General features: G+C 46.8%; 20 protein-coding genes. 4 read left to right on the top strand and 16 right to left on the bottom strand.

What is annotated here, in order from left to right:
* Positions 1-143: 143 nt before the first annotated feature.
* Complete coding sequence (locus tag A6A26_RS10825; protein WP_253851885.1) at positions 144-1298, bottom strand: glycoside hydrolase family 28 protein; 1155 nt, start codon at positions 1296-1298, stop codon at positions 144-146.
* A 273-nt stretch (positions 1299-1571) separates the two neighbouring features.
* Here A6A26_RS10825 and A6A26_RS10820 point away from each other — a divergent pair, with 273 nt between their 5' ends.
* Positions 1572-2240, top strand: a complete 669-nt coding sequence (locus A6A26_RS10820; protein ID WP_063878723.1) for a class I SAM-dependent methyltransferase — start codon at positions 1572-1574, stop codon at positions 2238-2240.
* A gap of 73 nt (positions 2241-2313) precedes the next feature.
* Here the strand turns inward: A6A26_RS10820 and A6A26_RS26280 are convergent, their stop codons facing one another.
* From A6A26_RS26280 to A6A26_RS10750, 15 genes are all read right to left on the bottom strand, one after another.
* Complete coding sequence (locus A6A26_RS26280; RefSeq protein WP_082875230.1) at positions 2314-2523, bottom strand: DUF2268 domain-containing putative Zn-dependent protease; 210 nt, start codon at positions 2521-2523, stop codon at positions 2314-2316.
* A complete protein-coding gene (locus A6A26_RS10815; protein WP_082875173.1) occupies positions 2510-2962 on the bottom strand; it encodes a DUF2268 domain-containing putative Zn-dependent protease in 453 nt (150 codons plus the stop codon). Before A6A26_RS10815 ends, A6A26_RS26280 begins: the two co-directional genes overlap by 14 nt.
* A gap of 192 nt (positions 2963-3154) precedes the next feature.
* Complete coding sequence (locus tag A6A26_RS10810) at positions 3155-3487, bottom strand: DUF6694 family lipoprotein (protein WP_063878722.1); 333 nt, start codon at positions 3485-3487, stop codon at positions 3155-3157.
* Positions 3488-3873: 386 nt separating this feature from the next.
* On the bottom strand, positions 3874-4530 hold the full coding sequence (locus A6A26_RS10805) for an EAL domain-containing protein (RefSeq protein ID WP_063878721.1): 657 nt from the start codon (positions 4528-4530) through the stop codon (positions 3874-3876).
* Between the two features lie 210 nt (positions 4531-4740).
* Positions 4741-5730: a hypothetical protein gene (locus A6A26_RS10800; RefSeq protein ID WP_063878720.1), complete on the bottom strand. Its 990-nt coding sequence runs from the start codon at positions 5728-5730 to the stop codon at positions 4741-4743.
* Positions 5723-6304: a fimbrial protein gene (locus A6A26_RS10795; RefSeq protein ID WP_063878719.1), complete on the bottom strand. Its 582-nt coding sequence runs from the start codon at positions 6302-6304 to the stop codon at positions 5723-5725. The genes A6A26_RS10800 and A6A26_RS10795 overlap by 8 nt, the downstream gene beginning before the upstream one ends.
* Before the next feature lie 14 nt (positions 6305-6318).
* Positions 6319-6948 (bottom strand): hypothetical protein, encoded by a 630-nt coding sequence (locus A6A26_RS10790; RefSeq protein WP_253851884.1) that lies wholly within the window; start codon positions 6946-6948, stop codon positions 6319-6321.
* Positions 6945-7514 carry a fimbrial protein gene (locus A6A26_RS10785; RefSeq protein ID WP_063878717.1) on the bottom strand — a complete coding sequence of 190 codons (570 nt, stop codon included), beginning with the start codon at positions 7512-7514 and terminating at the stop codon, positions 6945-6947. Before A6A26_RS10785 ends, A6A26_RS10790 begins: the two co-directional genes overlap by 4 nt.
* Complete coding sequence (locus A6A26_RS10780) at positions 7507-8007, bottom strand: fimbrial protein (protein ID WP_244915440.1); 501 nt, start codon at positions 8005-8007, stop codon at positions 7507-7509. The genes A6A26_RS10785 and A6A26_RS10780 overlap by 8 nt, the downstream gene beginning before the upstream one ends.
* A 125-nt stretch (positions 8008-8132) precedes the next feature.
* A complete protein-coding gene (locus A6A26_RS10775) occupies positions 8133-8873 on the bottom strand; it encodes a fimbria/pilus periplasmic chaperone (RefSeq protein ID WP_063881127.1) in 741 nt (246 codons plus the stop codon).
* Positions 8874-8964: 91 nt separating this feature from the next.
* Positions 8965-11478 carry an outer membrane usher protein gene (locus A6A26_RS10770; RefSeq protein ID WP_063881126.1) on the bottom strand — a complete coding sequence of 838 codons (2514 nt, stop codon included), beginning with the start codon at positions 11476-11478 and terminating at the stop codon, positions 8965-8967.
* A 22-nt stretch (positions 11479-11500) separates the two neighbouring features.
* Positions 11501-12046 carry a fimbrial protein gene (locus A6A26_RS10765; RefSeq protein ID WP_156506653.1) on the bottom strand — a complete coding sequence of 182 codons (546 nt, stop codon included), beginning with the start codon at positions 12044-12046 and terminating at the stop codon, positions 11501-11503.
* 90 nt (positions 12047-12136) lie between these two features.
* A complete protein-coding gene (locus A6A26_RS10760; RefSeq protein WP_063878716.1) occupies positions 12137-12682 on the bottom strand; it encodes a fimbrial protein in 546 nt (181 codons plus the stop codon).
* Between the two features lie 731 nt (positions 12683-13413).
* Positions 13414-14832, bottom strand: coding sequence for a sugar porter family MFS transporter (locus A6A26_RS10755; protein WP_063881124.1), 1419 nt, complete (start codon positions 14830-14832; stop codon positions 13414-13416).
* Between the two features lie 161 nt (positions 14833-14993).
* The gene (locus A6A26_RS10750) at positions 14994-15683 is read right to left on the bottom strand and encodes a hypothetical protein (protein WP_082875172.1); all 690 of its coding nucleotides are present in this window, start codon (positions 15681-15683) and stop codon (positions 14994-14996) included.
* A gap of 272 nt (positions 15684-15955) precedes the next feature.
* On the opposite strand from A6A26_RS10750, the gene A6A26_RS10745 reads away from it, so the two are divergent.
* From A6A26_RS10745 to A6A26_RS10740, 3 genes are all read left to right on the top strand, one after another.
* Positions 15956-16513 (top strand): GNAT family N-acetyltransferase, encoded by a 558-nt coding sequence (locus A6A26_RS10745; RefSeq protein ID WP_063878715.1) that lies wholly within the window; start codon positions 15956-15958, stop codon positions 16511-16513.
* A gap of 494 nt (positions 16514-17007) precedes the next feature.
* Positions 17008-17178 (top strand): hypothetical protein, encoded by a 171-nt coding sequence (locus A6A26_RS25735; protein WP_164484306.1) that lies wholly within the window; start codon positions 17008-17010, stop codon positions 17176-17178.
* A gap of 267 nt (positions 17179-17445) precedes the next feature.
* Positions 17446-19056, top strand: a complete 1611-nt coding sequence (locus A6A26_RS10740; RefSeq protein ID WP_063881122.1) for an FAD-NAD(P)-binding protein — start codon at positions 17446-17448, stop codon at positions 19054-19056.
* The last annotated feature ends 415 nt before the right edge of the window (positions 19057-19471 follow it).

Raw genomic sequence — 19471 nt, 5'->3', positions numbered from 1 at the left:
AGACAATCCACTTTGGTTCGCCGATTTTACGCCAGTCGCCGGTGGTCGGGAAGAAACGGCAGGACAATTTTTTTAGGCGGTCTGGGTGAGGCGAGCGAGAGCTAAGGGCGACTATGTCATCACCACTGCCAGCCTGCCTTGTTTTACGGGCACCCGCTCTGGCTGGTGCGCGTAAATACGCCGTGGATAACGGCATGTTGCTGCTCCACCTGGGCGCGTGCGCCAATCAAGACATCTTTTAACGCAATGACCAGCGGCAAGGCGTCACTGTAGCCCAGCAAGGTGATTTTTCCGTTACCCGCACGAATATGCTCAAACGTGATGTCCTGATAGGTTGGTATGAGTGAACCACTAACGTGGGGATCGTAATGCGTATCCATGACTATCGGGTTTTCAACGTTATCCATGCAGACGTTTTGATAATGAACGGCACTTACTCGTCCGCCGCGTGAGCGATCGCTTTTAATCCGCAGACCATTGGTTGTGCCGGTTAGCGTCAGTCCATCCACCCGCACGTCACTGACGCCACGGTTGATCTCGCTGCCAATTGACATGCCGTGCCCGGCACCGAAATGGTTGTTCAGTACCGAAATATGCGCAGCCGGCGCGTTGCCTGCCTTAATCGCCACGTTGTCGTCGCCCGTGCTGATATCGCTGTTAATCAGGGAAACATCCGTCGACCCCATGGGATCTACGCCATCGGTATTGCGCGCCGTGGCGGGCGTAGCGATCGTAATGCCCCACAAAGTAACGCCCTGACTGTTATTGATCACCACGTGAAAGTTAGGCGCATTCTTCAAGGTGATTTGATAAAGCGTGATATCGCTGCTGTCATCGATTTGAATCAGGCGAGGCGCATTTTGTTTATCCTCACTGTTTTTGGCGCTGGCTGCCAGTTGCCACCAGGTCTGAGATTGCCCCGTCATCAGGTTGCCGCCCTGACCATCAATGACACCCTGGCCGTAAATACCGCTGTCTCTGGCATGCTTCAGGGTAATAAAGGGCACGCATCCATTTCCCTGACGATCCAGTGCGCCACAGGTTTGGTGCCCGTTATCGTATAAATGTGGATCGGCAATCGCTTTTAGCACCGCGCCTTTACCTATCGCCAGACTCACGCCCGAGGGCACCTGCAACGGTCCACTAAAGAACACACTGGCCTGGCTGGAAGGCTGTAACATCACCATGTTACCTTTTGGGCAGGTATCCAGCGCCTGCTGAATCAGCTGTGCCACATTGACATCAGAGCCAGCACTTAGCCGCTGGCAGACGGGCGGCAGGCGCGGCTGAGTCACCACGCGCCGGTCTCCTGACTGTGCCTGGCTGGCCGCACTTATCAGTAATAAAATGCCGACGAGCGGCCGAATACGTCTTATCCAGTAAGCAGCAGTGAGCAGGATCATAATAGCGAGTGAGTGAACAGACAGGCAGTAACAGTACTCAGGGCGATTCACCTGGGTAAAGCACTTTAGCGTCAGGCGCTTGAGAAGTGGTCAAAATGTTAAATTCATTCATCCAGGCAGGCTGAGTCAAAACAGCCATAAGATAATGACAGGAGGCGTTGCGTTAGTGTGGAAAGCTATGACGATATCTATCAGCACCTCAAAAATGGAGGCTATGAAGCCTGGACAGGAAGTGGCTTCACGCGGGCTCGGCAGCAGCTAAACGAGGTGCTTCATCAGCTTGAAGAAACACCATACCTTCCCGGCAGTGGAACCGTTCTTGAGCTTGGCTGTGGTAATGGCGCCATGGCCTCCCACTATTTTGCCAGCAGATCGTTTGTCATTTACGGGGTCGATATCTCAGACGTCGCCATCCGCTGGGCCCGAGAACGTTTCAGTCAAGCGGGTCTGGTCGGTCATTTTGACCGGGGCGATGTATGTGATCTTTCCCGGTATCAAGATGCTCAGTTTGATGTGATATTTGATGGCAGCTGCTTTCATTGCCTGACGGGAACACAGCGTAGTGATTGCCTTAAAGCCGTGCGCCGTATATTAACCCGTGATGGGACTTTAATTATCAGCAGCATGTGTGGTTTGCCCAAACACCTGGGTGATCATATCTGTTATGACCGCATCCAGCATCTGTTACTGAAAGACGGCACGCCCTGGCGCACCTTGAAACCGCTGGAAGCGTTGACCGCGGAAATAGCAGCCGCTGGTTTTAACGTTAGCTGTTTCTCAGTTAATCAGAATACGTGGTGGGATCACGCAACGCTTGTTTGCCGCAAGACATCGTAATGACGGTAGCCAGTAGAAGAAGGTTTGCGTTATTTATCCATACGGGAATATTTATCGTTTTTATGCAAAGCGGCTAATCGATTACTGTTGGTAAAAACGCCAATACATCGTCGGCCTCAACATTAATCCTTTCATCCAGACTTCGGCTACCGGCTTGTAACCACGCATCAACCAGGTGCCAGCCCAGACTGTATCCCAGCCATTGGGGGTGATCGCCCTGCCCGAAAAACCATTCAGCATGGTTGTATGACTGTGACCTGAGAAGCTCATCAGAGAGCGGCAGATTTTTTTAATCTTTCCTTGCCAACGGCGCACTCCCATATTTCTGGCGGCGATCCAAAAGTCATGCTGGCAAAGTGCCCGGCAAGCCCCTCGCTAACCAGCGCTTCACCCAGACTAAAACCATATCCCGTGCCCGCCATACGCAGGCAATGGTGCGTCTCATGCGCGAACTGCCGAGCCAGGTCATAACGCGCCAGGCTGCTCTGCAAATTTGGGCTGTCAGTATCAAGATAGAATGACATCAGATGCGGTCCCCAGGCTCTGCCTGAAAAGCCCATTTCCTCAATTACCTCGAACGTCGTTCTTTGCACCAGAACGTCGATATCGGGCAGCGTAAGCTGGGTAGCTATGCGTGATATCGCAAGATCGATATTCGCTTTTATCCCTTCTCGACAGGAAGCAAGGCTTCCCGATGCATTCAACCAGTGCAACGTCACCATTAAAATCCCCCCTGCAGCGTGACTCGCGTACCTGTGGCACTACGCCAGTAAAGAACAAGCCCCACTGTTTCATTATGCCTGACATAGATTAGTGGCATAAAAAAGAGGCCTGCAAAACAGGCCTCTTTCATGCAGCAACCGTTAAATCAGACCTCACGCAACAGGCTGGTCTGAGATAAAAACGCGCTCAGCTTAGTTGGCCGTGCGGTCTTTTTTAATCTTATCTGCATACTCAATGACTTCTTCACCGGTCTTGCCAGCCAGCGCGCCTTTAATCTTTTTATCAATCAGGGCACGTCCGCCTTCATCACCGCTGCCCGCCTGCATCAGCTCTTTCATGCTGACCTGGCTGAAGGCGACAACCTGAATCGCATCGTTAAACGCGGCGCGTTTATCTTCCGCGAGTGAGTCTCGAACTTTTTGAAGCGATGTCTTAAAAGCCTCTTCTGAAGAACCATCGATCTTAGGCTCTCCACATCCAGTGAGGGCGAATGCTAATAAAATGACTGCGATTGCCTTTTTCATATCGTCTTTATCCTAAAAAAATTCTTATGTATCGTAAGTTTTTATGTGTTTTTTTAAAAGAATTTTTCACTGACAACGGCAGAGTTGCTTAAAAAACAAACGAATCAGGTCGACTGTCCTGTCTGCTGATGTTTAATTACCCAGACTACCGTTAATGGTGATGTGGTTTGCGAACAAAACAGGCGCAACACTCTCTCAGACGAGCGCTCAATGGCCGTAGACGATCTGCATAGTAAAGAGCACATCTTCATACAGGTTATGCATTTGTCTGTGTGCTTTGGGTTTCATATTTATGCGCAACAGAAAAATGGTGAGGTGATTGTTGTCTGTTTCTGTTTCTGTTTCTGTTTCTGTTTCTGTTTCTGTTTCTGTTTCTGTTTCAGGTTTTAACAGAATTTATTGGGCACGCGCATATATACTTTTTCTTCAGGCCACAAAAAGCCTTGCCCATATCGTGCATCGGTGAGCATGATTTTTTTCTTTTCTGCTTCTGTTTCTATGCCTTCAACAAGAATGTAAGGGGAAAGAGTAGATGCTTGTAGAATAAGCCTGTCAATGCTAAAAGGTTTTTTTATCTCCTTACGATCAATTTTTATGCCGTTGACATTCACTGAAACTTTTTTAACTAATGCTATAAGCTTTGACGTAATGTCATCAAGCCATATATTCCACCCAGCGCGTCTAAGTAAAAAGATGCCCTCTTCAAAAGAAATGAGCTTCCCGTAAGGATAGCTGAGTAATCTTTCAGGGTCCTGAATTTCCAGAACAATACGTTCGTCATGCTCTATCGTTAGTATTTTATTTACCTTGTCCATATCACTAAAAACGTCAACCGGTAGATTAAGCCAGTAATTACCCGGGATATTGAGTGCGAACTCTACCTGCCATAAGAACAAAGAAAATATCTTTTCAGGAGACAGTTCAGAAAACCACTTTTCGGCATTGTGATTCCTGATACTTGACAGTATCTCATGCGCAATAACCTCTCCTGTTTTAAGCGCAACAAGAGGTTGTAACCTGATTCCGTCAATAGCACTAAACATAATAAACCTATAAAATCATTTAGATAAATTTCATTAATCTAACCACTTCTTCTGAATCATTTTCTCAACGAAAATGTTATCAATTCCTTGTCAATTATTTACCTTTTATATATTGCTAAGAAAATCCAAAAATAAACAGTTGGATAAGCGGTTTTTATAAAGCACATCACTTCACATAATTGATTAACGTTATCCTCACTGGGGAGCTAATCAGTCTTCTGTCAGAATCATTACAGAACTCGCGCTAAATGGACCTAAAGGAATATCTTTTACTTTTACATCCGGGTCACGGAAAAGATAAAATCGAACGTTTTTTTCGTGAATACCGTATTGATAAACGGTGCTTTCACCTTGATTATTATCACTATCCTGAGAAAAATGCCCGTCATAAAAAGGAATGATATTCACACCCGTAGCTGTCGTCGAAATGGTATGATACTGTCCAACTAAAGACGTAAAAAGAATAGCCATTTTTAATGATATTCCTGCATCACGCGTACACGTAATCGGAATATTAATTTCTTTATAAATAGCCGCTGGCGCTTCAGGGCTGTCAGTCAGATCCGTTCTTTTAATATCCCCAAAATGGACCTGAATATCTTTCCCCCGATTAATATAACACGTCGCTGCTTCAACAGGCAGTGGAACACCATCACTACAAGAATAGGGCTCCTTGGGATCAACATAATATGCATCGTCAGTGCCATTTGTATTTTGCAACGCAACACAAAATGATGCTGAAGGCTGATTCTCTAATGCATTGGCCGCCCCACCAAAATTAGGTTTGGTTTTCGATATAGTTTTAGTTGTATTAAGTTGATTAACTGTACGAGTATGTATTTGATAATTTGCCGTTGAAATAGTGCATTTTAGTGCCGTTGTACTCTGACAAAAAAACATCACTGCATTATAATTCCCACTATATTGCGGATAGACTTTATAACCATCTAATTCAGTCACGTGGCTAGTGCCTGTAGGCATAGACCATCCATCACCAATCAAAAAGCCTGACTCAAGCCCTTCGCTGGTTGGATGGCAGTCACCAAAACCCAGTAACCCGTCAGTCATGTGTACTGAGCCTTTGGTACAGCTTTTAGGTAAGGGAATACCTTTGACTTTTGCCTGAGAACAAGTAGATATACCCAGTAACAAAAATAGCATTACTGTCAGAATAAATCCCAAATTATAGCGCTTAATCATAAACCACCGTCATACTGGCCGTTCCAGAAAACTCATCGCCTTCCAGGGTTTTAGTCGGTTGTCTGACTAAAAGCACTTCAAGTAGAGGCGGTGAAACCATATTAATTAGTTTTTTCTCATGAACCTTCATTGGTATACCGTCCATCAGAATTTGCATGCCTAACCCATTAACGCTGGTCTGAATTGTTTGCTCATCCTCAAACCCTGCGGCATTAATGCCTTCTAATTTAAAAAAAACGTTATAACCCGGAGTCGCATCTGAGCAGATAAAGTCGTATTCCAGTGTTTTTTTATATAGCCCAGATGAAATTTTGTAGGGATCAACAGCATCAAACACAACATTCATGGATTCATTATTATTGATAATGCACCATGGTGCGGTTTCAAGTTTCGTCTTCATCACAACAAAAGCGGAAAAACCACATGACCCCGTTACAATACCATCACTATCTACCTGATTCTGGCAACCATCATTAATGCCATCGCTCATTGAGTTTGAAAAAGCGAAACTGTTGCTGGAAAACTGAAGCATCATCAATATAGCAATTAAAAAAACACGCCTCTTCTTTTTCATTTTATTTTTAACCGCTAATTAGGTTGTACAATGACATTGATAACTGAAAATAAAATAGCGTCATCTTTTAAGTCTGAGCCTAAAGGATCAAGCTGAATTAATTGAAAAGACATACCTGTTTTTTTTCCTACACGCAACCAGTGGGACCGCTGTGTTGTCACCGGGTTTCCATTAACCAATAGCTGCAAGCCCACTGATTCAATATGCTTTAGAAAAGGTAAAGACAACATTCTAATCACGCTATTTTTTTGTCCCTCAACGGTACCGTAGACTGGATAAATCCGCACTAACATATGGCTTTCAAGTGCAAGTTCCCCGGTACAGTTGAAATCGACATTGAAGTTTTTACGGTATTTTTTATCCAGTACATAACGCCCATTATATGAACGAAAAACGACTTCGCCAAAATTATAGTTGTATATATCGTCATCTTCGACAAAGCCTTCCAGTAAGTTACCAGGCCCGGGATTCAACCCTTCAACATCAAAATAACACATTCCGGGATCGGCAATAATATTCCCATCAAAATTGATATTAGCTCTGAAGGTTTCTCCGGCAAAGGAGAAAAAAGAACAAAGCGGAGAGCCAAAAATTAGTATTAGAATAATCAAGCCTGCCTTTCTAAAAGAGGTTACTGACATCATTCATACCTCAATATAAAGTTTGCTGTTGCTGAAAAATTCCCGAGTACAATGTTTTTGTCTTTAACCGCCTGTGGCTCACCTTTAATATAGGCACCCAATATAAAGACAATGTCCTCTCCGCGTACAGCACTGGGTAAGTTTGAGTGACTATTTACTGAAACCGGCACACCATTGATACCACCTGACTTCAGACCAATACCGATACCCTGCGCATCACCAGATATATTAAGTAAACCGGGAAGTGCTTCGTTTTCTCTACCACTGAAATTTATAGTCAAATCATTTTCCGGTTGACAGTTTTTGGCAATAATAACAAATTCTTTTGCTAAACCGTGTGAGTTGGCATAAATATCACTTACATTAACGTTTGAGAAATCGACAACGTGATTTTCATCAGCATTGATCACGTCACAGGTAGAAGCAATCAGTTTCCCTGACACATTAATATTATCAACGTCGGCAAACCCATCGCTTGCTTTGGCTGGCCCTGACGATAAAATTAAAAATAAAACATAAAAAAGTAACATTAAAAAAATTGAATTAAGACATGATAAACTGTTATTCATAATCGACCTTAAAGCTGGCCACTGCCCAAAATTCACCGAACACAAGGTGAGGCTTTGTTTTTACAGCTGAGACAAAGTAGTCAAAACGCTCAGTCTTATGGGATATAAAGTACTTTCTTCCCTGTTGATTAAGCGGGACCATCTTCATATCTTTATCGCTCACCTTTAATGCGATGCCCTTTACGCCCTGTACCTTCAATAAAGAGGGATAGTCGTCATCGGCTAATCCTGAGAATGAGACAGTGGCCAACGGTTCGATATAGGAAAACAGATTGTTTCTTCCCGGCATTACAGACTGATCTTTATACGATCGGTAACAATCAGTAAGCCGAATGCTAAACCGGACGGGTATCGTTTCACTTCCTGGCTCGATAAGGTCGGCAGGATTGAGTATGCCCAAGTCGATTTGTTGTAAGGCTGAATTAAGATCCAGACGGCACGCACCTTCACTTAGCAAACCATTCACAACGATCTGGCCATGTTCTCCGTCCATTTGCCAGGTATCCTGCACTGCAGGTGCAGCGCTGACTAAACACGAAACAGCCATGAGGCACATTGTGTAGTAGCACGATAATACTTTATTGTTTAGATGCTTCAGGAGAACGATGAACAAAATATTCACCCTGCTTTTTTATCGGTAACCTTGCATGCATTACCCGAGCAGCTAAATATGAGTTTTGGACGACCGCCCCAGTCATTAATGTAAGTCAGTACCGGTTTCGTTCCCAGACTTGCCGCGCTCACCTCAGCCAACTCACTGCTTTTTGGGGCGACCATTACTGACTTAAACTCGTTACTGTTCCCCTGAGTCGTAGAACTCATATTCACGATGGTGACATAGTAACCCGTTGGGTTAGTAATACGGTAACGATCCCCCTCACGGGTTAATGTCAATGCCGTCTGGGGAACATCCCCGCTGGCTAACTTAAGCCCTGCGGGGCGATAAAACATTTTTATACGGGTTTGTAATGCAATTTGTAGCGTATTTGGTTTTTTACTTTTGGGTGGAATTTCCCGAACATTAAAATAATACAGGGACTCTCTGTCCTGGGCATGTGAATCCTTCCCCATTACTTGTACTTTTATTTGTCCTTTGGAATTAGGCTCTATACGTTGTAATGGCGGTAATGCAATAAATTCATTTTCGAGCTTTTTACCGGATTCATCTTCAACCCATGACTGGGCAAGATAAGGCGCCTCTTTATTATGATTGGTGACGGTTAATGTTTCAGATTTTTGGTCGCCATTGATAATCAGACGCGTCCGGTCCAGACCAACCGCTGCATTCGCAGCAGGAACAGTCGCAGCCATCATTAATGTCATCAAACTCAGAAAAAAAGCTCTATTTATCGTAAACATATCAACCTCTAATCTTGTAATATAATGAAAGTGGTGTTGCAAAAGATAAAAAGAAAAACCGGTCATCGCTTTTCGTTTTTTCTGTTATTAATTAATTTTCAACGCAGGGAAGTAACAGGCTACCTCTATCCTCATGTAAGCTTTCAGGTAAAGTAAAAGAACATTGTTCTTTCCCTCCCCAGCTTACATTCATTTTTTCACCCGGTTTCATACCCGATAGCCAGACTTTTCCATCTTCAGCAATAATACCCGTCTGTATTTTATCTGCATTCCTCACCATCGCACCAAAAGGCGGCACTGAACCTTGTTGAAGCTTAACGATCGCCATGCCTTTTTGTCCGGCTAAAATACCAAATTTACGATATCCAATAGCGCCTTTAGTCAGCGTATCTTCGACAACAGAACGCGTTGCTTCGACATCATCAGGCAATTCATCCAAATCAATATTGACGTTACTGCGGTAATAACTATTTACGTCAGTCACGACTGCCTTACCAAAATAGTTAGTTTTAATATCGCTTCCGCCATCCGATACGGCGACACCGCTAACTCCCGCCGTGTCTACCATCAGTCGGGTACCATCCGCTCCAGATGAACGGTGCAGCGCAGCCCCCTGTGAGGTTGCTGTCATTCCACCTTCTAAAGAGAGCCCTAAAGAGCGATATCCGTTATTTTCAAATCCGGCAGAAACCGTCATGTCAGCCAGACTGCCATTGTAATCGTAATAGCCATTAATCGAATGTTCGCCATCTGAAGAGGTACCGACATCGATATCGTAGTTACCATTCTCACCAATGTTGTCACGCCAGCCCACGCTCTGGCTTTGCGTTCCACCGGAGGTTTGACCGCTATAAGAGAGTGTTCCTTCGCCGAAAGGCAGTGACAAACTCAGGTAAACACCGTCATCTTTCGTGTGATCGTATTGCGTGCGATATCCGGTAAGGCTCACGCTGGCATTTTTAAACCGCCCCATATCGAAACTGCTCGAAAGCGAAAGATTCCACGTATTCGTCGCCGCCCGCTCCCAATAAGTCTGGTGGTTATAGCTCAGATATATCCCTGTATTGAGCTTTCTGAGTTGCTTTGCCACCGTGATGGTATATAACTCTTTTCCGTTCCCAGGATTGCTATAAGTTGACGTTTTAGCACTTAAAAACTGTGACATCGTCATATAGTTACGGTCAGAAAAGCGATAACCTGCAAACGTAATTTGGCTGTCGTAATCATCAAAGCGTTTGGAGTAACTCACACGGTATGAATTACCTTTTCGGGTAACGCTTTCACTTAATGTTGCTTTGGCTGAGGTAACATCCAGCGAGATTGCGCCAAAAGCGAGCAAATCTCGTCCCATACCCGCCGCAATGCTCAGATAGTCATCGGCAAAAAGCCCACCACCATAAACAGACCACCCGTTTGAAATCCCCCATGACACTTCACCCGTTATAAAATTAATATCTTGTGTATGGTGGTCGTAATCTGAAGGCTTACCCAATGCCAGCTTATAGCGGACGCTGCCGGGCCGCGTCAGGTAAGGTATGGTTGCTGTATCAACCTGAAACGTACGTTTAGTGCCGTCCTGCTCCTGAATAGTGACATCCAGCTTTCCCATTACCGCATTGTTCAGATCCTGAATACGGAAAGGTCCGGATGCTACCGTCGTTTCATAAATGACGCTGCCCTGTTGACTCACGGTTACTTTGGCATTGGTTTTAGCAACACCGACCACTTCAGGGGCATAACCCCTTAGGTTGGGTGCAAGTTGCGCATCATCAGATGTTAAGCTGGCACCGGTAAAACGAAACGCGTCAAATAACGTTGAGGGTAAATAGGCTTCGCCTACCATCAGTTCAGATTTAAGCGACTTTATGGCGCGAAAGAGATAAAACCGGTCCCACTTGAAATTTTTCTTTGTGGTGCCAGTTACACCAGATTGACGATCATAATCGCCCTGCCAGTTTGCACGTAAGCGCCAGGCGCCCACGTTTAATCCCGTCACTCCATTTCCACTCAAAGACTGCGCATCGGAACTGGTTCTTGACTGGGTATGTCTGGCGTTTAAATAGTAGTCAAGAATAAAACCGGGTACGCCATCATCCCAGCGTGAAGGGGGATCCCAGCTTTCAGATGTATATTCCAACAACGCCTGAGGGATACTTATTTTTAATACTCCGGTACCCAGATCTGGCCTGACAGTCATTCCTGGAAACGAGCTGACATCGAGGCATTGTTCATTGTGCCACCAGTGTGCTTTTTTTAATTCATTCTCTTTAAAGCCAAACCGACTGACTAAATCAGGTGATAAACAAGCCAGTGAATCATCAGGTTTATTTTCAGGAGCAATATAATTGATTTTTTCTTCAGGAAACTCTGATCTATTGGCAACCACATTAAACAGATAATCACCTGGCATTAAATAACCTGCACGAGAAAACCGATTAATATCTACCTCACCACGTTCCTTAACATCCAGCACATCGATATTAAATTCAACATCATCATTTTCTGCCATCACATAACCAGGTGAAAAAAGGACAGCTAAAACGGCCAGGGCGACAGGACAAAGAGATAGCCTGAGCGTGCTATTTTTATAATTTTGTTTTCTCATGATATTAATCGTCGAAAAAAACTCAGTAATAATCAACTTTGAAACGCACTACAGCATGAAATTTCCCAGAATGCATAGGGTGCGCATCGCCAACTAACCTCATTTGATAATTGAGTGTTTGCCGCCCTTTGGTTAGCTGGCCTGCCGGCATGGGTTCACCGGGAACAGCAAAATTGCCTGCCATATCCTGAATTTCAATTCCTATCCCGGTAACACCATTAACGCCAAATAACTTTCCGTCAGGTAATCCGTCAAATGTCACTATAAAATGACTTTTGTCTCCTCCTGGCGTACTGGCATCTGAAACAGAACAATTAATAAGGTGAATTGAAAAATTCCTGACAAAACCAGCACCATCGTGGATCAGCTCGCCTGTCGTTAATGCAGGAATATCGACGAGCTGCTCTCTGTCATTAACGGCTATAGCACAAGGTGCGTCGAGGATACTGCCTTGCATACCGACAACGCCATGTGCGTGATCCTGTGTAAAACATATTCCATATTCAGGTGCACAGAATGTCAGTATGAAAGGCAGCATCCAAAAATAAGTCTGCGACTTTATCTTCATAGAAAGTATTCCCTTCAAGGAACAGCATGAGCAGATCACTCTGCTCATGCAGACGAATGTTAATGAAAATATTAACGCTCGCTTACTGCCTTATTTATAAGCCAGAGTAAAGTTCGCTACAGAAGTGAAGTCACCGGGAACGATGGTCGCGGCTTTACCTTCAGTACCAGAAGCAACGTCACCCTGCAGGTAAGCTGAGAACGCCAGTGAGTTCACGCCGTCCTGAATATTCTGAGCAGGTGATGCTTCACCCAGTTTGATGATTTGACCTGCACCGTTAGTAATAGCGATTGATGCGCCACTTGCGGTACCGGTAATACCCAGCAGATCTTTGTTACCTGCAGATGCTGCCCCCGTGAAGGTTGCTGTTACGCTGCTTGAGGTTGCCGTGTCGCATTGTTCAAGTTTAATATTGAATGCTTTCGGTGCAGATTTTCCACCGTTTTTCAATGCAGCATTTGTTACTTCACCTAAATCAATAGTCTGGTTTGCAGATTCAGCCGCAATTGAACAAGGCGCATCAATAATTGAACCTTTGAAATTAATTTCACCATTACCTTGATCGGCAGCACTAGCGCCAAATGCAACCATCACTGCACACAGACCGATTGATTTAACCGCTTTATTCAATTTCATTACAACAATCCCTTAAACTTAGATTTTTTATAATGCGTCAAACGCATTCGCCGCTCATACGCTTAATAAAGAAGCGTGGTTGCAGAAGAGAACAATGTGCTTCTGAACGCAGAGAATATTAATCCTGTGCCCAATGAAATTGTCACCTAACCGAAGGAAACACTGAATAACGAGATATTCATTTATTGTTTTATTTTGGATGCAACAGCAACAGATCAATAGCACCACAAAAAACACTTAAAATAGAGTAAAATATCGCAAATAACTCAAAATACAAACAACAACCAAGCCATTAGACAGAAAAACCAGTCATTTTAACTTAAGTTATTCAAGGTAATTTAATTAACATAAATAGAACATCTTAATTAATAGATGGCAACATTGTTATTAGGATGTTTTCCCGGTTAAAGCCAGCCTGGACCGTAAAGGAGTACGCGCACCATTGCAGCGCTTTGAAAGGAAAAGTATTCCCTTCCAGCCTGGATGGCATTCAGAAATTTTTCATGCTCAGGTTTAGGACATGCTGTAAAGAATCCCCTTCTTTTTATGTCAGGTGAACGAAAGGGGAAGCGTGAAAGAAATAGCACATGCCTCAATAACGCGGTGTATGACCGCTGCCTGTGGAGAATATGAACAATAACGCTTTGGCAGGAACAGCTAACAACCCAGCAGCAGTGACCTGTGCCGAGCTGTTAAGAAACAGACAGATGTGGATACCTCAATAGTGGGTGCTAGCGTCCCAAATCCCGCAGCTTCTCACCCGCCATCAAATTCTTCTCAATCCGCTCCAGGGTCACATTCTTGGTTTCCGGCACCAGGTAAACCGTGATAACAATAAACAGCAGGTTAAACCCGGTATACAGCCAGAAGGTGCCCGCCGCGCCGATACTGCCCAACAGCGACAGAAAGGTCGCGCCGATAATCATATTCGCTACCCAGTTCGTGGTGGTCGAGCAGGTGATACCAAAGTCACGGCATTTGAGCGGCTGAATTTCAGAACACAGAATCCAGACGACAGGCGCTGCGCTCATGGCATATCCGCCAATACACAGCATGGTCATACCAACGGAAACCCAGGATAACCCGCTGCTGATCTCACCCTGCCCCGCTTTCATCAGGCAATAACCCAGTACCAGGGTGGCAAACGCCATGACGGAAAAGCCGATTTTCAGGACGGGTTTTCTGCCTGCTCTGTCCACCGTAAACACGGCAATAAAAGTGGCAAACATAAACGTCAGGCCGACCACGACCGTGGCAATCATTTGCTCCTGGGTACTTTTAAAGCCCGCCATTTTAAAAATCTGCGGCGCGTAATACATGATGATGTTCATGCCGGTAAACTGCTGCATGCCCTGTAACAACATCCCCAGGAATACCGCCCGTCTGACGTTGGGATTACGTTTGAATAATGCAAAGCCGCCCTGCTTCATGCGCAGGCTTTCACGTATTTCATTCAGCTCCTGGCGGGCCTTTTCTGAGGTATCCCGCAGCATCCGCAGCACTTCCTCTGCCTCCACATGCAGGCCTTTTGCCGCCAGCCAGCGCGGACTGTTAGGCAGGAAGATAACCATAATGAACAGGATAACCGCCGGTAAGGCCAGCACGCCCAGCATGGCGCGCCAGTTGCCACTGTAGCTGAACGCGGTATCGGACAGGAAAGCCAGCACAATGCCAAAGGTAATCATCAGCTGATAAAGGCTGATCATTTTTCCCCGCACGTTCTCCGTGGCCATCTCGGACAGATATAACGGTGCGGTATAAGACGCCACGCCCACCGCAACCCCCAGTAATACCCGAAAGCCCAGCAGCGCTTCCACACTGGTGGCAAAGGCAGAGCCAAGCGATCCCAGAATAAACAGCACGGCCCCGGCCATCAGACTGTATTTTCTGCCCAGGCTGTGTGACACCCAACCGTTGCAGATGGCACCAATAGCCGCCCCCAGCATCATGCTGCTCACCACCCATTCCTGCTCATGACTGCTTAAACGGAAGTGCTGAGTGATAAAGGGCAGTGCGCCCGAGATAACGCCGATATCCAGGCCAAAAAGCAATCCGGCCAGCGCCGCCGATATGGAGATAAACAGGTTCATACGCCGAACTTTTTGCTGGTGTTGGCTATTAATATTCAAAGTATTTACATGAGACATCATTAAGCTCCGCTTATACAGCATGCAATGTCCATACAGGATATAAAGCGGTGGCAAAGAAGGATGAGGGGAAATTCGTCCAGGATATGGACTATCCTACTGAGGCGAATATAAGTGTGACGGAGATCGCGCTAAGACGCGGCCTGTGTTTTTTGCATTTTATTTCAATCAGTTAAAAAATTTACATCTGACCAGTTATAGGTCGTTGCGGCCAGTCTGATTGTGCCCCGCACCGAACCGTAGCACTGATGCTGGTTGGCAATAAAAAACGCGCGCAGGCTGGCTGGTAAGGTCGCGGCCTGATAACGCAGCAAGGTGGTGTGCCAGAACACTGGCGGGCTGCTTTTTCCCGCATGCCTTTCTTGTAGCGGTTCACGCCATTCTCCCGACATTAATGTTTCCCAAAACAGCGCCCTTTCTGTCACGGCGAGCTCATCGGGTACGCCCGCCAGCAATAACTGGTCAGGAAGCGCCACCAGCCGCAGCATATCGACCTGCAGGTGGCGATGCTTAACGCTTTGATTGAAGGCTTTTTCCAGGCTTAGCGTAGCAGGCATCGCTTCACGGCGCTGATACTGTGCAGGCGTGACGGGAAGAAAGGTCACATGGAAATTATCTGGATGCATATTATCCGCCCTGGGATCTCCTGCAGTCAGTGCGCCCAGCTCGTGGAGTAATGCGATTATTGCCGGATTCAGTGCAGGCTGGATGCCGCTGGTCAGTGCGTATAAATGTTCCGGGTAAAAAGATTTCGTTGCCGTACACGCCGAAGACGCATTCGCGCCCTGCCATTGGGTCAGCGTTTGGCGGGATCGTGCCGCGTAAATGCTTTCAAGATGATGACACAGTTCCAATACATTCTCCTGATAAGCGTGAAGTGAGGCGGCATCATGTTATCCCCTCATTGATGACAGCCTTAATACTCCCGCTGAATTTTACACGCTTTTTGCAGTAACGTGCGTTTGCTTAGTCCATGACATTATGGCTCCCGCCGGTTATGTAATACCCGGCATTTCCCGGCTGCCGACAGGCAGGATTGATGTCCTTCTTAAAGCCGAAACGTTTATTTTTAAACGATCGCCCAATGATATAGTGCTGACATCCTGAAATAAGCGGCGACTACCCGATGGAAAACAGGCTTTTTTCGACAGCGCGTATTCGAATTTGCGCACCCAGAGCGGAAGATATCGACACCATGGCATTGTGGTATCAGGACGATGTCTATCTTCGTTGCGTAGACACAGAGCCTGCTTTTCCGCTTTCTGCAGAGAAACTGGCCAAAATCATGCTTCCCGCTGACAACGATTTTTATTTTCATATCAGAACAAAGGCCGATGACCGCCTGATTGGATTTGTCACATTGCACAGTATTGAATGGAATAATCAGCAGGCAAGCCTGGCAATGGGTATTGGACAGGCAAAAGATCGCGGACAGGGTTTTGGTGATGAAGGCCTGAAATTAATCATGCGCTATGCCTTTATGGAACTCAATTTGCATCGTCTGAGTCTGGAAGTCATTTCCTGTAATGCTCATGCGCTGAGTCTTTATGAAAGGAATGGGTTTGTTAAAGAAGGCGTGATCAGGCAGGCCGTTTATCGTGATAATAAGCGCTCCGATCGCGTGGCGATGGGTATTCTTCGCCCTGAATGGCTTGAAAATAATGGTCTGAACCCTATTAACTGAGCATAGTCAGTTCACCCACATCAAATAGCCGATGAGTCATCAGGCATTTTTTCTCCTGGCTTAAAACGGACAACGCGGTGCCGTCTGGTTAACCTTAACGTGCTGGCGGACAGCCTGGTCGCGTCTTAACTGATCCTTACATAACCCTTCTGCCGCACGCCATGGCGCATATTTTCTGTATCCTCCTCGCAGTGCCATTTTTCATACCGGATCATCGCCGTGCTAAGGCAATCTGACCCGCTATTCGGGTGAGGCTGAGCAGATTCAACGGTTGAACTAAGCGGCGCGCGAAATCAGGCTGATTTTCCCGTCCTTCCTTTGCCTGAGCCCTGATTCTGCTGCCGACATCCTCGAACGCTGTAATGCGGGATTCGCGATGCGGCCTGCGTTTGCCATCTTCAACACAGACAGCCATCGCCGCATTGACTTCGCGGAAATACAAACCAGGCTTAAGAGGTCATTTTATTGTCCCTTTAATGCTCAAGAGGAAAGCCATGAAAAGCGTATTTGCCGGTTTATTCATCATCTCCAGCCTGCTCGTCATGTCAGGTTGCCAGCAGGAAAGCGGCGCCATAGGTAATGATGGTCGTCCTCACGCGCCAAGCGGACAATCCGTTCCCGGCGGGCCATTAGGCAAAGGGCCGGTAGGCCAACCGCAGTCTTAAGAAAATCCGGCCCTGAGCCGGTTTTTTCTTTCCCACCTTAATTTCAGCTTACCTTTTCTCTTCGTCCAACTTGCCACGCTCGGTGCCTGACAGCCGCTGCGCTTAGTTTTCACGCCTATCCTTAGCCCGCGCAGTTCTGGAATAGTCGAGTAAACTTGATGATACCGGCGAGGAGAAAAACGTGCATGAATGCGTCGCCTTTCCTGCAGCATGCGCAAAACACAGCCTGTGACCGAACCCCATAACAATAACAAGGTGCGAACATCGATGAAAAAGATCGCGATAATCGGCGCCGGGCCAACCGGCATTTACACGTTTTATTCACTTCTGGGCCATAACGTGCCGCTTGCCATTTCCGTTTATGAACAAGGCGACGAGGCCGGCGTCGGCATGCCTTACAGCGATGAAGAGAACTCCCGGATGATGCTGGCAAACATCGCCAGTATCGAAATTCCCCCGGTGTTTATGACCTATATCGACTGGCTGCGCGCCCAGAGTGACAGCCATCTCAGGCGATATAATGTCGATCCCGGCGCTCTGCATATTCGCCAGTTTCTGCCGCGTATCCTGCTTGGCGAGTATTTCCGCGACCAGTTTCTGACACTGGTTTCCCGCGCCACAGAGCAAGGCTTTGAGGTAAAAATCCATGAGCGTTGTCAGGTCACCGATCTTGAGGCGACCGATGCAGGGGTAAAACTCTGGACGCAGGGCGAAGACTCACCTGAAACCTTTGATCAGGTGGTGATCGCGACAGGTCACGTCTGGCCGGACGACAGTGCGTCTACCCGCACCTATTTCCCCAGCCCCTGGTCTGGCCTGATGGAGGCCAGAATACCGGCCTGTGATGTCGGCATTATGGGCACCTCGCTGAGCGGCATTGATGCCGCCATGGCCGTGGCGATCCAGCATGGTGAGTTTGTGGAAGCCGATGATGAAGAGATCACCTTTACGCTGGATAAAGGCCATGAGGCGCTGAAGATCGTCCTGATGTCCCGTTCGGGCATTCTGCCGGAGGCCGACTTCTATTGCCCGATTCCCTATGAGCCGCTGAACGTGGTAACAGAGAGCGCCATCGACGACGCGATTGCTGCGGGCGCAGAGGGATTGCTCGATCGGGTGTTTGCGCTGATGGTGAAAGAGCTTGAAGAGGCGGCACCTGCGTGGAGTGAAGCGATTGCGTTGAAAACGCTTGATGTCGACCGTTTTCCGGAAGCCTGGTTTGCCAACCGACAGAAGCAGGACCCTTTCCACTGGGCCAGCACCAATCTGAATGAAGTTGAACGCAATAAACGCGACAGGCGAACCGTGCCGTGGCGCTATACCATTCTGCGGTTGCACGAAGTGGTTGAGGAAATCGTTCCCTTTCTTAACGAAAGTGACAGTAAACGCTTTTCAGGCGGCCTCGCCAAAGTGTTTATCGATAACTACGCGGCGATTCCTTCACAGTCGATCCGTCGGTTGCTGGCACTACGCGAGGCCGGCATTATCAGCATCCTTGCACTCGGCGAAGAGTATGAACTGCAAAGGCAGCAGACGAAAACGCGCATCGTTACCGGGGAGCAACAGCTCACGTTTGACGTGTTTATTGATGCGCGAGGACAGAAGGCGCTCAAAACTAAAGATCTGCCATTTGCCACACTGAAACAGCAGATCCAGCGCTGCGGCGATGAGATTCCTGATGTGGGTGATGATTATACCTTGCTGTCTCCCGCTTCCGCCCGGGGACGCATCGCCTTTGCCGCATTGCCCTATTTGATGCATGACCAGCCCTTTGTGCAGGGGCTGACGGTCTGTGCCGATATCGGGGCGGCCATTGCCAGTGCAATCGTTGAAACGCCCTCGCGCTCGCGGAAACGGCTGGCGTATGTTGAACTTTGAGCACAGTGTTTGCGATACAGACAGTCATTTTGCCGTGCAATTTCTGGTTGACCGCTTCATGCTTTGTACTGCGTTTACATAAGCTTTCGGATACGGGCATATCGCTATGAAAAGATATGCCCGCTAACGAGAATTCAACTTAGCTGCGCCTGGCCCTTTAACGCGTATGTTTAGCCGCACGCTATCCGGTCTGATGTGTGAATCGGTCTGATACAACAAATAGTAAAACAATGCTCCTGGAGGCTGTCATCACCGTGACGGAATTCATAGCTTATATACTGAATAGCCGGCCCCGGCATTCGCCTAATGGCGAATAAAATGTAGTGAGACGGGCCACCTTCCCTGTGTTGAGCTTAAGCCTTATTAGCAGCCCCAGCTTTTACCCTTCTCTTTACCTTATGCTCACGCATTTCTC

This window comes from Pantoea sp. OXWO6B1 (genome assembly GCF_001641135.1).
In the GTDB taxonomy this organism is placed as follows: domain Bacteria; phylum Pseudomonadota; class Gammaproteobacteria; order Enterobacterales; family Enterobacteriaceae; genus Pantoea; species Pantoea allii.
Note: the sequence above shows the minus strand (reverse complement) of the source record. Positions and strands in the feature narration are given on the sequence as shown.